Here is a 13470-nt window from a genome sequence, read left to right as displayed (position 1 = left end):
TATGCTTCTACGACTTAGAGGTTCATAAAGAAATTTTGCATAAGTGCTTTTTTTTTGTACATTGAAAACTCAAAAACAAAATAACACAGAGGGATTATGTCACTACAAGGAAAAACACTGTTCATTACAGGTGCAAGCAGAGGTATCGGTCGTGAGATTGCACTTAAAGCTGCAAAAGATGGTGCAAATATTGTGGTTGCTGCAAAAACGAGCACTGAACATTCGAAACTCAGTGGTACGATTCATTCTGTTGCAAAAGAAATAGAAGCAGCTGGTGGGAGAGCATTAGCGATCCAACTTGATGTACGAGATCAAGATGCTGTCGCAGCCGCAATGAAACAGGCTGCTGAACATTTTGGTGGGATAGATGTCCTCATTAATAATGCTGGTGCGATTAATTTGAGTGGGGTTGAAACGCTTGATCCAAATCGTTTTGATCTCATGTATCAAGTTAATACTCGCGCCGTTATGGTCTGTAGTCAAGCTGCCTTGCCTTATTTAAAACAAAGTCAAAATCCACACATTCTTAGTCTCTCTCCACCTTTAAATTTAAAAGAATCGTGGTTTGCGGTTCATTCTCCTTACACCATCAGTAAATATGGCATGAGTATGTTGACCATGGGAATGAATCAAGAATTCGAACGTTATGGGATAAGTGTTAATGCCTTGTGGCCTAGAACCATTATTGCAACTGCAGCGATAGAATTTTCTCTCGGTGGACGTGAGTTATTTAGCAAGGCTCGGACACCGGCAATCATGGCTGATGCAGCGTATGCAATCTTGACGAGTGAGAAACGTTCGATCACGGGTCGTATGATGATCGATGAAGAGATATTAAGAGAGAAAGGTGAAACTGATTTCGAAAAATATCGAGTTGAGCCATCAGATGAGGAATTGATGGTCGATTTATTTGTTGATCCATAAATGAGAAAGCCCAACATAGCGTTGGGCTTTATTATTTATACTAAATTATCGTAATGCAGTAAGGTTGACATCCTTTTGATACATCTCGATCTGCATGACTTGTTCAGTTAAGAATGCTTTACGTTGGTCATTGCTCGGATGACTTGCAAACAAAGTTGATTGATCTTTATTCATTTTACGTTTGTTGAGATTAGCTTCGAATTTATCCCAAAATGAGAGTGCTGCATTGTGATTGTAGCCCGCTCTCACCATCAAATCTAAACCAATCAAATCAGCTTCTTCTTCTAGATGACGGCGATGAGACATATTGGTTTGATTACCAGATAAACCACTTGCAAGCCCGATGGCAGCCCCAGTTCCCATGGTTGCACCCATTAGACCCAAATTCATTGCTGCGAAACGAGAAGCCTTTTCACGACTATGATTACGGATAATGTGTGCCATTTCATGCGCAATTAGGGTGGCTAACTCGTCATCAGATAAGTTTTCAAACATATATACAGCCGAATTAACTACAATTTGCCCACTTTGAAAGGATTGGGCATTAGGTTTGCTACTGAGCACACCGTTAATTCGCCATTGAATTGGTTGACGACCTTCACGTAAATATTGATTAGCATGTGGAATTAAACGTGCCAAAATTTGATTTAAACGTGGATCTTCAAGATATAAAGACTTAGTCTTCGCTTTCTTTTCAAATTTATTATAGCTATGGTTTGAAATTTTATTCCAAGCTGATTCCGGAATAATCATGAGTTGTTTACGTTCGGAAGCTACAGTGCCTAATGATGTGGTTGAAACACAGCCAGTCGAGATTAATGCAATTGAACTTATAATACCAAACGCGAAGGATTTCATAATTACACCTTAATGATGGGATATTATTTGAGATCTAGCTTGATTTTTAATAGCTAGATTTCGTGTTTAATTATTGTTCAATATTTAGATTAATTAAACAAACATTATTTTAATTATTAATTTGAACGAATTAATATCATGGTGGTTATAATGAGATTTTAGTCACAATAATATTTTTTTTATTTGTTATTTTGTTATTTAGATAAATTATTTTATTTTATATATATTTTGTATTTTATTATACTTTTATTATATTATTTGTGATTGGATTAATATTTATTAAAATTAATAGTATATATAAATCAGTATTTTATGTTTTATTATTGTTTTCTTTAAATATTTAAGTGTGATTCTGTTTTTGAATTTAATTTAATATGAGAATAAATTCTCACTATTTTAGTTGAATATTGATAAATAACTCATAACGAAATATTTTGGAATTTCATTCAAAGTTATTAAAAATTAATTCTTATATTGTGAAGTTTTTCTTACATGTTGATTTGGTGTATTTTGTGATTTAATTCACACATATTATCGTTGGGTATTTTAATTAAATTTGGGTGGGCTAATTATATGATTTTTTAACCACGAATTTTTTTGATCACAGTGTTATAAGGCCTGTTTGATTTTTGACAAGGTCTGAGCATCATTAATATGCGCATGCTGCTTATCCTAGCCAATCGATACAACAGAACACTTTAAAATAAATTCATCTAAACTTATTTTGTCTTCAGTCAATTTTTTCAATTTCGAAGATGTTTAACCTGAACTTGAGTTTTCAGTACTCGTCATTCAATCGCATCGTATTTTGAAAGAATGATTAATCTTGATGTTGAGTACTCGGTGAATCAAATGAGGGTTTCTTTGGTGGTTCGAGTCAAGTCTCAATCACAAACGCTGTGCCAAGGTGATCAACAGAAATATTTAAAGAATTCCAACGGAATAATGAGATTTTTTGCGATATAAAGTTCATGTTAGGGCGAGTACAAATGTATGAGCGATCTCGAGTGACGATTGGCGTTGAAGCGGCATTTGTTTTATCACGCTTTCTTAATTCATTCTTTGAACTTTGAACGACTAGACAGGAACTGATACAGTCAATATGAATAAGTGGTTTAAGGGTAGTTTATTGCTTGGTTCTTTGGTGAGTAGTTTTGCATTTGCAGATTTTTTACCACCAGATCAAGCATTTCAATTTGAGGCAGTATCAGTCAGTCATCATCAAGCTGAACTAAAATGGAAGATCGCAGATGGTTACTATCTCTATCATGATCAAATCAAAGTTTCAGACATTCAAGGTCCTGTAAAGTTATCTCTACCACTCCCAAAAGAGAAAGATGATCCAAACTTTGGTATGACCCAAGTGCATTATCAGGATGTAATCAGCAATATTCCAGTCAAACCAAATCAAGAATTTAAGATTCAATGGCAAGGATGTGCTGAAAGTGGTTTATGTTATCCGATTCAAAGAACAACGATAACAACTGACAGCACAGGTTTATTCCCAGCGCAGCAAACTACACAAGCTAAGAAAGTTTTAAATCTCAAAGAAATTTCAGCAGCATCTAATGGAGTTGTAAATACTCGAGATGCACAAGAAAATGCTTCACCAAAAACAGAAACACAACTCATTTCAAAGGATAACAATACAGTCGCAGATCGTAAAAATTTTAACGCTACTGCGCTTGAGCGAGATAAAACCGAATTTGGGGAAAATAATTTAATCAGTGAGGATCAATCCACGCTAGATGCAAATTTATCTAAAGAAAATCTGAATAGGCCAGCCAGTTTTTCGGGTGTATGGAACAACGATCAATTTTTTTTAAATTTGCTCTCTCAACAAAGTGTATGGCTTAATTTATTGGTGTTTTTAGGACTTGGAATATTGTTGGCATTCTTGCCTTGTTCATTGCCCTTAATTCCGATTTTATCAGGCATTCTTGTGCAAAATCACAGAGGTTATCGTGCCGCGATAATAGCTTTTATTTTTGTCACAGGGATGGCTATCGTTTATGCGTTAATGGGATTCGCTGTTTCTCAACTGGGCTATAATTTTCAGCGTTGGTTTCAAAGTCCGATCTTCATTAGTATTTTTAGTCTCCTATTTATTACTTTTGCCCTTAATCTTTTCGGTGCATTTCAAATCTCTTTACCTCAAGGAATATTACAACGCTTAGATCTTTGGCAACAAAAACAAAAAGGAGGCACATTGATCGGTGCAGGACTCATGGGGATGATTTCTGCACTGATAGTTGGACCTTGCATGAGTGCTCCGCTGGCTGGAGCATTGATATTTGTCTCACAGATGAACCAACCTTTATTAGGGGCGACTTATCTTTTTGTTTTGGGCATTGGGATTGGTTTGCCGCTTTTTATTGCGGCAGTTTTCGGGACGCATTTTTTACCTAAACCTGGGGTATGGATGGATCGACTCAAGGTCTGTTTTGGTTTCGTGATGTTGCTTGTGGCCACTTATTTTGCACGGCCACTTATTCCAACCAGTATTTATCAAATTCTGATGGGTCTTTTACTTCTTGGATTCGCTGTATATTTACTCTGGAAAATGCGACCTTATGTCGAAAAAATAGTGGTTAAAAGCATCATCATATTATTCAGTCTTGGCATGATGTTTTTAGGAGTGAATTATGTGCAGCAAGGGTATACGCACTCACTTGTAACGCAGGCCAAAACATTACATACATGGCATAAAGTCAACTCTGCCGCGCAGCTTTCAAATGTTTTGAACGCAAATCAAGGTAAAGCCGTAGTAATTGATGTTTACGCAGATTGGTGTGTTGCATGTCAACCGATTGAAAAAGAGGTACTTCCGCGTGAAGATGTTCAAGCCAAACTCAATGAGTTGGTTTTAATTAAATTAGATCTCACTCATTTTGAACCAAGCCAAGATGAACTGTTAAAAAAATGGCAAATTTTAGGTCCGCCAACATTTATTTTTTTAAATACGCAACATGATGAAATACGAGATCTGCGCTTGACTGGCACTTTTACTGCAACACAGTTATTAAATCGATTGCAGGAACAATCTGTCGGGATGGTTCAGTAATGATTTCATTTGATGGGATTCAACTTGGATCACTCATGTTTCCATGGGTTTTATTGATTCTATTCAGTGGGATACTGTTCATCAGTATCCTGATCAATGTTTTAGGTCATCACTATAAATGGACAGATACCCAAGTCAAAATCAGTAAAGATTCAGTGTGGACAAGCATCATTATTGGAGCAGTTGCCGCTAGAGTCATCTTTGTTATTTTCTATTGGGAGATTTATATTGAAAATCCTTTAGATATACTCAAAATCCAAGATAAAGGATTTAGCTTATGGAGTGGATTATTCTTCGGTGGGCTAAGCTATATCATTCTCAATCGAAGCTTACGAACAAAAATGAAAATCATTTTAGTTGGGGTGTTTTTATTATGGGTAGCGATTGGCGTAATGATAAAAACTCAATACAAGGTTGAAAGTTATTATCCTGACCTAAGTTTTCAGATACTCCCAACTGATCATAGTGAAAATAAGAATGAAGGGTATTTCACAGATTTTTTGGGTCAGCCTACAGTCGTTAATTTGTGGGCGAGTTGGTGCCCGCCATGTCATAGAGAGATGCCAATACTTTTTCAAGCACAAAAGGCTCATCCCAATATTCATTTTGTGATGCTCAATCAAGGTGAAGATATCACAACGGTTCAAAACTATTTACAAAAACACAGCTTCAACTTTAAAAATGTCAGACTTGATGTAAATGGGGAAATGCCCAAGCAGAGTAATAGTTTTGGCTTGCCAACTACATTGTTTTACGATGAAAAAGGTAAATTGGTGGATAGACATATGGGTGAGTTAAGCGCTGCAAAATTGCAAGAATATTTAATTAAAATGACAGCTGAGTAGAGCTAAAGGTTATGAAAGATATAAATAAATTAATATTGTTGTCTAGCGTATTTTTAATAAGTAGCGTCAGTTATGCGGATTTAAAAAAGCAGATTTCAGTAGAGGGCTTTGAGTTTGTAAAAGAAATTCCGGCACCAGCAGGTATGACAGGCTGGGCAGGGCATATGAACCAACATCCAGGCACGGTTTTTATTTCTAATGATCAGAAATATTACATTATGGGTGATTTATATAATGCTCAAGGTGAAAATATTTCTATTGAAGCATTAAATACACATGTCAAAGACGCCGTGTTAGATGATGTATGGAAGAGCATTGAAAAGTCGACTTGGATTCAAGATGGTGAAAATACAGCAGCACGCGTTGTTTATGTATTTTCAGATCCTAACTGCCCATATTGACATCAATTTTGGGAAGCTGCACGACCATGGGTAAACTCGGGAAAAGTTCAACTTCGACATATACAAGTTGGTGTGATTCGAGAAGAAAGTCGAGGGCAAATTGCCACCATACTTAACTCAAGTGATCCTGCTAAAGTATTTAATGACTACAATAAAAAGAAAGGTAAAGAGCGATTAGTTGTTACGCAAAATATATCAAAATCTTTACATGAAAAAATCGACTATAACGAGTCACTCATGGATAAATATGGATTTTTTTCCATGCCCGCTATGGTATGGAAAAATCAACAAGGAGAGTTCAAGTCTATGCAAGGAATGGCAAAAGACTTGCAAGAAGTTTTTGAAAAATAGAATTTTTTGGTCTTTAGTACTCTTGAATATAAAAGTTTAAAATTTAATACATGGTCATTTACATGGAGAATATGATCGTATTTGAGTCTCATATCCACAACTGAAAGAATTGCAAGATTATGAAGTAGGATCGCAATATAAGCTATAAAGCGTTTGTATAATGGTGAGGACTTTAGGATCACTCACTTGATAAAAAATTTGTTTACCTTCACGACGAGTCACCACCATTTCAGCTTTACGTAATACGGTTAACTGTTGTGAAAGCGTGGGTTGAAAGATTTGAGTTCGATTCTCAATTTCCTGAACGTTCAATTCACCATCTACTAAAATACAAAGTATCTTTAAGCGATCAGGATTCGACAGGACTTTAAGTCGATCGCTGACTTGATCAACTTGTGAAAAATCCATTTGATTGAATTCAACATCAGATTGCATTAGATGTTCCTTTGAAACAGAAGGATGCGTATGTTAAAGCATCTTGATTGTTTTTTAAAATTATATAATATAAAAAAATATATTGTAAATAAGTAAATTGTTATGCATGAATTTGTGATTGCTTTTTTAGGTGGAGGACTACTCGGTTTATCTGTGGTTGGATACTTATATGTGAATGGTCGAATAGCAGGGATTAGTGGTTTAATCGGTCAAGTACTAAATCCGCATACAGTTTTCAAAACACCAGCATTGTGGTTTTTACTGGGTCTCATCATCACACCCTTTATCTATGGTATTTGGGTTCAGCCTGAAATTGAACTCGAAGCAAGTCCATTCATGATGATCGTGGCAGGTATTTTAGTTGGATTTGGAACACGTTTAGGTTCTGGCTGTACAAGTGGGCATGGCATTTGTGGTTTAAGTAGATTGTCCAAAAGATCTATTGTGGCAACAATGAGCTTTATGGTGACAGGCTTTATAACGGTTTATATAATTCGGCATGTCACAGGAGCATTCTAAATGAAAAACCTTTTTGCTTTTTTGTTTGGCTCACTTTTTTCCGTGGGGCTCATGTTATCTGGAATGTCGAACCCTGAAAAAGTTCTTAATTTTCTTGATTTATTTGGCGAGTGGGATGCAAGTTTGGCATTTGTCATGATGGGTGCCATTGTCGTGGCATTCATACCCTTTCAGATCGTAACCAGAAGTGAAAGACCTTTAACTCTATTCAATGAGACTATTGATCTACCAAAGAGCAATCAGCTTGATAAAAAGCTCATCATAGGTGCTAGCTTGTTTGGGATAGGCTGGGGCATCGCAGGCATCTGTCCAGCACCAGGATTAACATTAATTGGTTTAGGGCATTATCAATCACTCTATTTTGTGATTGCGATGTTGATAGGAGTTTTAATTCACCGTAAATGTATGGGGGCATAGTTATGAAACTAGTGATGAAAGATGCCACTCAAGATCAAATCAAGCCGCTAATTAAAGATTTTTTTGATCAAAATACCAATACATTTAGTTATGTCGTGGCTGATCCTGTGACATTAAGTTGTGCCATTATCGATAGTGTTTTAGATTTTGATGCTGCTTCTGCGACAACAACGACGGAACATGCTAACCAGATTATTCAATACATACATGAACAGCATTACAAGGTTGAGTGGATTTTAGAAACACATGTGCATGCTGATCATTTGACCGCTGCGCAATATTTAAAATCAAAGCTAGGTGGCAAAATTGCCATGAGTCATCATATTGGAATTGTACAAGAAACATTTGGCTCAATTTATCAATTGGATATTAAGGCAATAAACGCACAGCAACCATTCGATTATTTATTTAAAGATCATGAGTGTTTTAAAATTGGAGAAATTGAAGCCTACAATATTCCAACGCCTGGTCATACACCTGCTTGTCTTAGTTATGTGATAGGTGATGCAGTTTTCGTGGGTGATACTATATTTATGCCAGACTATGGTACAGCACGTTGTGATTTTCCACGGGGCAGTGCAGCAGAATTATTTGATTCAGTTCAGAAGCTTTATCAACTGCCTGATCATATGCGTGTATATCTATGTCACGATTATTTACCAGAAAATCGAAACCAATATATGTGTCAAACGGATATAAGAACGCAAAAAAAAACGAATATACACATTCGAATTGATTCAAAAAAGAATGATTTTGTGGAAATGCGCAATAGCCGTGACGCGACATTGGGGATGCCAAAGCTCATTTTACCAGCCATTCAAATTAATATAAACGGTGGCAAATTTCCGCCCACTGAACACAATGGAGTATCTTATTTGAAAATCCCTTTAAATTTTTTCAAATCATAAAATTTAGCTACTTTAATTTTTATAGATATTATAAATACATGTTATGTATAAAATTGAAAAAGGCTTTAAAAACAAGTTCAATAGGCGTATAGTTAAGTATGAAAGTTGATCAGCCTAGTCGGTTATTAACTTGATTTTTTTTCTATGTTTCTAAACACTCTTTATCGAAAAGAGTTGAGAGGAAATTTTGCTAAGATCTAGTGGACTCATCATTGCATTTGCAACGGTGTTATTACAACTAGCGGTTTATTTACAACCGATCTTACCGGAGAAATTTCATGTCGCTCCGGTATGCATGTCTATTATGCATAATTTACTTTCTCCAGAACGCCATCAGCATGTACATGAGACTTATCACGATCTCGTCCACCATTTGAGTGAAAACGAACATCATCACGACCATAATCAAATTACTCACCAATGCCAATATTGCACTGTGTATGGAGACCTCGTCTTACCATTTGATTTTGGTGTAAAAGAAATTTTTGATCGCTTACAAGTTAAGTTGAGCTTCTACCGCAATTCTTTTTGGCACGTCTATTTTTCTCTACAGAAGCTCTATCTTCTGCCTCAAGGCCGAGCGCCACCTTTTGGACTCTAATTGATTTAAACCTTGGATCATTTTGATCTTAATCAATTTATTTAGAGTTCAATCTTATGAAAAAAATCTTTAAACAGTCTGTAGCCAACAGACGGTATTCACTCATCCTCAAAAAAGTGAATTTAAAATCGCGTGTTATCGGAATGATACATGACATCTACAATGTAATTCTGACTGTAGTTTTAAACTCATTGAAGAACAACATTCACCACAAAATTCAATGATAAGGTGACCTCATGGATCTAGGACTAACAGCGCTCGAATTGGCGCGTATACAATTTGCATTCACTGTTTCATTTCACATTATCTTTCCAGCAATTTCGATTGGATTGGCAAGTTTTTTGGCTGTGCTCGAATGGCGTTGGCTTAAAACGAATGATCCTGTTTATCGTGATCTGTTTAAATTTTGGATAAAAATATTCGCACTTTCATTTGGTATGGGTGTCGTTTCAGGCGTGGTGATGAGCTATCAGTTTGGAACCAACTGGAGTGAATTTTCACGTATTGCTGGTAGTGTCACTGGACCATTGCTGACGTATGAAGTGCTCAGTGCGTTTTTCTTAGAAGCTGGTTTCCTCGGTATCATGTTGTTTGGCTGGGGGCGAGTTGGGCCAAAGACGCATTTTTTTGCAACCTTAATGGTGGCAATAGGAACATGTATATCCATGTTTTGGATTCTGTCATCTAACAGCTGGATGCAAACACCTCAAGGCTTTGCATTTGAAAATGGAATAATCGTTCCTCAAGATTGGTTCGCGATTGTCTTTAACCCATCCTTTCCTTATCGATTAGCGCATATGGCACTGGCCGCTTTCTTGGTTTCAGGCTTATTGGTTGCCGCAACTGCTGCATGGCATCTACTCAAAGGACGCCGTGATGCGTTAGTTAAAAAGTCATTCTCGATGGCAATGTGGATGATCCTTGCTTTAGCTCCACTACAGATTTTCGTGGGTGATTTACATGGATTGAATACCTTAGAACATCAGCCTGCTAAATTAGCTGCAATCGAAGGTCATTGGGAAACCAATAAAGATCATGGTATGCCGTTGTATCTATTTGGTATTCCAGATATGGAAGCTGAAGAAACTAAATATGCGATTGGTATTCCAAATCTGGGTAGCCTGATCATGACACATACCCTTGATGGTGAGGTTAAAGGCTTAAAAGAATTCGCACCTGAGGATCGACCTAATTCAACCATCGTTTTTTGGAGTTTCCGAATCATGGTGGGTATGGGCATGCTCATGATCTTACTGGCTGTATTTGGTCTATGGCTACGTAAGACAGGCAAATTCTATGATTCTAAATGGTTGCACAAGTTTGCTTTGTGGATGGGGCCTTCAGGTTTTATTGCATTATTGGCAGGCTGGTTTACCACAGAGGTGGGACGTCAACCTTGGATTATCTATGGCGTAATGCGTACGAAAGATGCGTTATCTCCTGTCTCTGCGGAACAGGTTGGACTTACGCTAATTATTTTTGTTGTGGTGTACTGCATCGTATTTGGTATCGGTATCTTTTATATGTTGAAAATGATGGTAAAAGGACCAGAATTTATTTATTCAACACCACATTCAGATGGCGAAGTGATCCGAGCGTCTAAACGCCCGATGAGTACCATTGATAATGAACAACAACTTGAAGCATCAAACAGGGTGAATGATCAGGAGAATTTGAAATGATTGATTTATCATTGATTTGGATTGTGATCATCGCACTAGGTGTGTTGATTTATGTCGTTCTTGATGGTTTTGATTTGGGAATTGGTATTTTATTTCCATTTGTGAAAGATCGCCAAGAGCGTGATGTCATGATGAATACTGTAGCACCCGTATGGGATGGCAATGAGACTTGGATGGTACTTGGTGGAGCTGGTTTATTTGCCGCTTTTCCACTGGTCTATTCGACTGTGTTGTCTGCATTATATATGCCCATCACCTTAATGGTGATCGCGCTTATATTTCGTGGAGTCGCTTTTGAGTTTCGTTTTAAGGCTAATCGGACTAAGGCACTTTGGGACCAAGCATTTATTTGGGGTTCAATTTTAGCTTCATTTTTACAAGGTGTGATTTTAGGCGCTTATATTCAAGGAATTCAGACGACCAATGGTGTGTTCACGGGTGGTGGTCTGGATTGGCTCACTCCATTTTCACTCTTTACAGGTTTAGGCGTTGTTGTGTTATACGCGACACTCGGTTGTGGATGGTTAATTTTTAAAACGGATGAGCGTGTACAAGATCATATGTACCGTCTGATGCCGAAGCTTATGATCGCGTTATTTCTAATATTTGGCGCTGTCAGTATTTATACCCCCCTTGTACATGACGATATTGCACAGCGTTGGTTTAGCCAACCACAAATGTGGTATTTCAGCCCCGTACCAATACTGGTATTGATTTTTACTTTCCTTGCGCTCAGAGCTTGTAAACGTCGTCAGGAGTTTGCGCCTTTCATCTATACATTGGCTTTGGTATTTCTTGCGTATACGGGCTTCTTAATTAGTTTATGGCCTAATATCATTCCGCCAAGTGTAACGATTTGGCAAGCTGCTGCACCTCAAAGTAGTCAATTATTTGCTCTCATTGGTGCACTCATTCTAATCCCAATTATATTGTTTTATACCGCTTTATCTTATTGGGTATTTAGAGACAAGGTCCGTGTTGGTGACGAAGGTTACCACTGAGGAGAATGATAATGAAACTGAATCAAGCAGGGTGGTTTATTGTTTTATGGCTCGGTGGTTTTTTAAGTCTATTATTGATTGCTGGTCTATTTCGATTGCTCATCCAGTGGGCGTATTAATCTAAATCTTTAGACATCAACAATTAACCCATCATCTAGGTGATGGGTTTTTAATTTAAATACTAACGACTAATCGTTGTTGATCATAATTGGGTAATAGAAACTATGATATAGGCACAATTAAGCGGATTTTAGCTTCTAAACCAACGCTTTAAAAATTTACTTAAACAATTGATTTAAGATAAAATTAGAAGAATCATCTGAATCTTTGAGAATGATGAGTGACATCGTTTCAATCACTTATGACATAACTATCGCCGTTTTAAGGAATTACGAGACTGATATTTAATTGTCGTTGTTCATGGTCTAATTACTGTGAAAAAAAAGCCAGACTGGTGGAGCAATCTGGCAAAGCGTCAAGATGAGTCACCCGTGACAAGTGATGTTTCCTGAGTTCAGGTTTAAGTTGTTCTGAACTTAAGCCTGAATAAATTCAGCCACAGCTCGGTTAAACGCCTGTGGTTGTTCAACATTAGAAATGTGCGAAGCATTAATCTCAACAAGTTGACTACCCGTAATCGCTGCTTGCATAAACTGACCATCTGCCACAGTGGTCACAGGGTCTTGCTGACCTGCAATAATCAATACAGGAATCGAAATCTGTTTGAGTTGTTCACGCACATCCGCCTTAGCCAAAGCTTCACAGCAGCTTGCATAACCTTCAGGGCTGCCAGCTCCTAAGTCGTTTGAAAGTTTTTCAATCACTGCTGGGTTGCTTTGGATAAAGGGATCTGTAAACCAACGACCTGCAGCCGTTGATGCAATCGGTGCTAAACCTTGTTCACGAACCAATACGGCACGATCATTCCAAGCATTTTCATTGCCAATTTTAGCGGCGGTATTACACACAATCACATGACTAAAGCGTTGAGGATGATTGATCGCTAACCATTGGCCTGTCAAACCACCCATCGAAATACCACAGAATGCAGCTTTTTCAACATTTAAATGGTCGAGTAAATTCACCACATCTTGACCAAGTTGATCAATGGTATATGGACCTTGAGGCGCGTCCGATGCACCATGACCACGTGTGTCATAACAAATCACATAATGAGAAGCTTTAAAAAACTCAATTTGTGATTGCCACATGCTGAAATTTGTCCCTAAAGAGTTAGAGAAAACAAGAGCAGGCTTGCTTGAATCACCAAAAGTTTGATAATTGATTTGCGCATCATTTGAAGAAAAAGTAGGCATAGAATCCCTCCCGACCTCCCTTGAGAAAAGGGAGGGGGTTTTTAATAGTTAAACACGTTCAATAATTAAAGCGATGCCTTGACCCACACCGATACACATAGAGCACAATGCATATTTGCCACCAGTTGCTTCTAGTTGGTTGAGAGCA

At 37.4% G+C, this 13470-nt stretch carries 13 protein-coding genes and 2 pseudogenes; 11 read left to right on the top strand and 4 right to left on the bottom strand.

Annotated features, from left to right (window positions below; translation table 11 throughout):
* Positions 1-96 precede the first annotated feature (96 nt).
* Positions 97-924, top strand: a complete 828-nt coding sequence (locus tag AC1M9H_RS06290) for an SDR family oxidoreductase (protein ID WP_481589608.1) — start codon at positions 97-99, stop codon at positions 922-924.
* A 45-nt stretch (positions 925-969) separates the two neighbouring features.
* Here the strand turns inward: AC1M9H_RS06290 and AC1M9H_RS06285 are convergent, their stop codons facing one another.
* Entirely contained in the window at positions 970-1782 is an 813-nt protein-coding gene (locus tag AC1M9H_RS06285; protein ID WP_481613003.1) for a M48 family metallopeptidase, read from the bottom strand.
* Positions 1783-2884: 1102 nt separating this feature from the next.
* On the opposite strand from AC1M9H_RS06285, the gene dsbD reads away from it, so the two are divergent.
* From dsbD to dsbG, 3 genes and pseudogenes are all read left to right on the top strand, one after another.
* The gene (gene dsbD / locus AC1M9H_RS06280) at positions 2885-4846 is read left to right on the top strand and encodes a protein-disulfide reductase DsbD (RefSeq protein ID WP_481613002.1); all 1962 of its coding nucleotides are present in this window, start codon (positions 2885-2887) and stop codon (positions 4844-4846) included.
* Positions 4846-5691, top strand: a complete 846-nt coding sequence (locus AC1M9H_RS06275; protein WP_481613001.1) for a prolipoprotein diacylglyceryl transferase family protein — start codon at positions 4846-4848, stop codon at positions 5689-5691. Before dsbD ends, AC1M9H_RS06275 begins: the two co-directional genes overlap by 1 nt.
* A gap of 20 nt (positions 5692-5711) precedes the next feature.
* Positions 5712-6443, top strand: a pseudogene (dsbG, locus tag AC1M9H_RS06270) (thiol:disulfide interchange protein DsbG).
* A gap of 117 nt (positions 6444-6560) precedes the next feature.
* Here dsbG and AC1M9H_RS06265 read toward each other — a convergent pair.
* The gene (locus tag AC1M9H_RS06265) at positions 6561-6878 is read right to left on the bottom strand and encodes a metalloregulator ArsR/SmtB family transcription factor (protein ID WP_481613000.1); all 318 of its coding nucleotides are present in this window, start codon (positions 6876-6878) and stop codon (positions 6561-6563) included.
* Between the two features lie 102 nt (positions 6879-6980).
* On the opposite strand from AC1M9H_RS06265, the gene AC1M9H_RS06260 reads away from it, so the two are divergent.
* From AC1M9H_RS06260 to AC1M9H_RS06230, 7 genes are all read left to right on the top strand, one after another.
* Positions 6981-7397: a YeeE/YedE family protein gene (locus AC1M9H_RS06260; protein WP_481612999.1), complete on the top strand. Its 417-nt coding sequence runs from the start codon at positions 6981-6983 to the stop codon at positions 7395-7397.
* On the top strand, positions 7398-7814 hold the full coding sequence (locus tag AC1M9H_RS06255; RefSeq protein ID WP_481612998.1) for a DUF6691 family protein: 417 nt from the start codon (positions 7398-7400) through the stop codon (positions 7812-7814).
* A gap of 14 nt (positions 7815-7828) precedes the next feature.
* Positions 7829-8722, top strand: a complete 894-nt coding sequence (locus tag AC1M9H_RS06250; RefSeq protein ID WP_481613073.1) for an MBL fold metallo-hydrolase — start codon at positions 7829-7831, stop codon at positions 8720-8722.
* 187 nt (positions 8723-8909) lie between these two features.
* A complete protein-coding gene (locus tag AC1M9H_RS06245; RefSeq protein ID WP_092768857.1) occupies positions 8910-9323 on the top strand; it encodes a DUF2946 domain-containing protein in 414 nt (137 codons plus the stop codon).
* 236 nt (positions 9324-9559) lie between these two features.
* Positions 9560-11005: a cytochrome ubiquinol oxidase subunit I gene (locus AC1M9H_RS06240; RefSeq protein ID WP_481612997.1), complete on the top strand. Its 1446-nt coding sequence runs from the start codon at positions 9560-9562 to the stop codon at positions 11003-11005.
* A complete protein-coding gene (gene cydB, locus AC1M9H_RS06235) occupies positions 11002-12006 on the top strand; it encodes a cytochrome d ubiquinol oxidase subunit II (RefSeq protein ID WP_180028990.1) in 1005 nt (334 codons plus the stop codon). The genes AC1M9H_RS06240 and cydB overlap by 4 nt, the downstream gene beginning before the upstream one ends.
* 11 nt (positions 12007-12017) lie before the next feature.
* Complete coding sequence (locus AC1M9H_RS06230; RefSeq protein ID WP_155757002.1) at positions 12018-12125, top strand: DUF2474 family protein; 108 nt, start codon at positions 12018-12020, stop codon at positions 12123-12125.
* Positions 12126-12542: 417 nt separating this feature from the next.
* Here the strand turns inward: AC1M9H_RS06230 and pcaD are convergent, their stop codons facing one another.
* Both pcaD and AC1M9H_RS06220 read right to left on the bottom strand, forming a co-directional pair.
* On the bottom strand, positions 12543-13322 hold the full coding sequence (pcaD, locus tag AC1M9H_RS06225) for a 3-oxoadipate enol-lactonase (RefSeq protein WP_481612996.1): 780 nt from the start codon (positions 13320-13322) through the stop codon (positions 12543-12545).
* Positions 13323-13370: 48 nt separating this feature from the next.
* Positions 13371-13470 (bottom strand): annotated as a pseudogene (locus AC1M9H_RS06220) (hypothetical protein); the annotation flags it as partial.

Source organism: Acinetobacter sp. ANC_7512, from assembly GCF_056779935.1.
The sequence above is the reverse complement of the archived record's forward strand: the minus strand, read 5'-3'. Positions and strand labels throughout refer to the sequence as shown.

Coding starts and splice junctions, on each gene's coding strand:
- AC1M9H_RS06290 (WP_481589608.1), top strand. CDS start 97: ATGTCACTACAAGGAAAAACACTGTTCATTACAGGTGCAAGCAGAGGT.
- AC1M9H_RS06260 (WP_481612999.1), top strand. CDS start 6,981: ATGCATGAATTTGTGATTGCTTTTTTAGGTGGAGGACTACTCGGTTTA.
- pcaD (WP_481612996.1), bottom strand. CDS start 13,322: ATGCCTACTTTTTCTTCAAATGATGCGCAAATCAATTATCAAACTTTT.
- cydB (WP_180028990.1), top strand. CDS start 11,002: ATGATTGATTTATCATTGATTTGGATTGTGATCATCGCACTAGGTGTG.
- AC1M9H_RS06255 (WP_481612998.1), top strand. CDS start 7,398: ATGAAAAACCTTTTTGCTTTTTTGTTTGGCTCACTTTTTTCCGTGGGG.
- AC1M9H_RS06275 (WP_481613001.1), top strand. CDS start 4,846: ATGATTTCATTTGATGGGATTCAACTTGGATCACTCATGTTTCCATGG.
- AC1M9H_RS06250 (WP_481613073.1), top strand. CDS start 7,829: ATGAAAGATGCCACTCAAGATCAAATCAAGCCGCTAATTAAAGATTTT.
- AC1M9H_RS06230 (WP_155757002.1), top strand. CDS start 12,018: ATGAAACTGAATCAAGCAGGGTGGTTTATTGTTTTATGGCTCGGTGGT.
- AC1M9H_RS06240 (WP_481612997.1), top strand. CDS start 9,560: ATGGATCTAGGACTAACAGCGCTCGAATTGGCGCGTATACAATTTGCA.
- AC1M9H_RS06285 (WP_481613003.1), bottom strand. CDS start 1,782: ATGAAATCCTTCGCGTTTGGTATTATAAGTTCAATTGCATTAATCTCG.
- AC1M9H_RS06265 (WP_481613000.1), bottom strand. CDS start 6,878: ATGCAATCTGATGTTGAATTCAATCAAATGGATTTTTCACAAGTTGAT.
- dsbD (WP_481613002.1), top strand. CDS start 2,885: ATGAATAAGTGGTTTAAGGGTAGTTTATTGCTTGGTTCTTTGGTGAGT.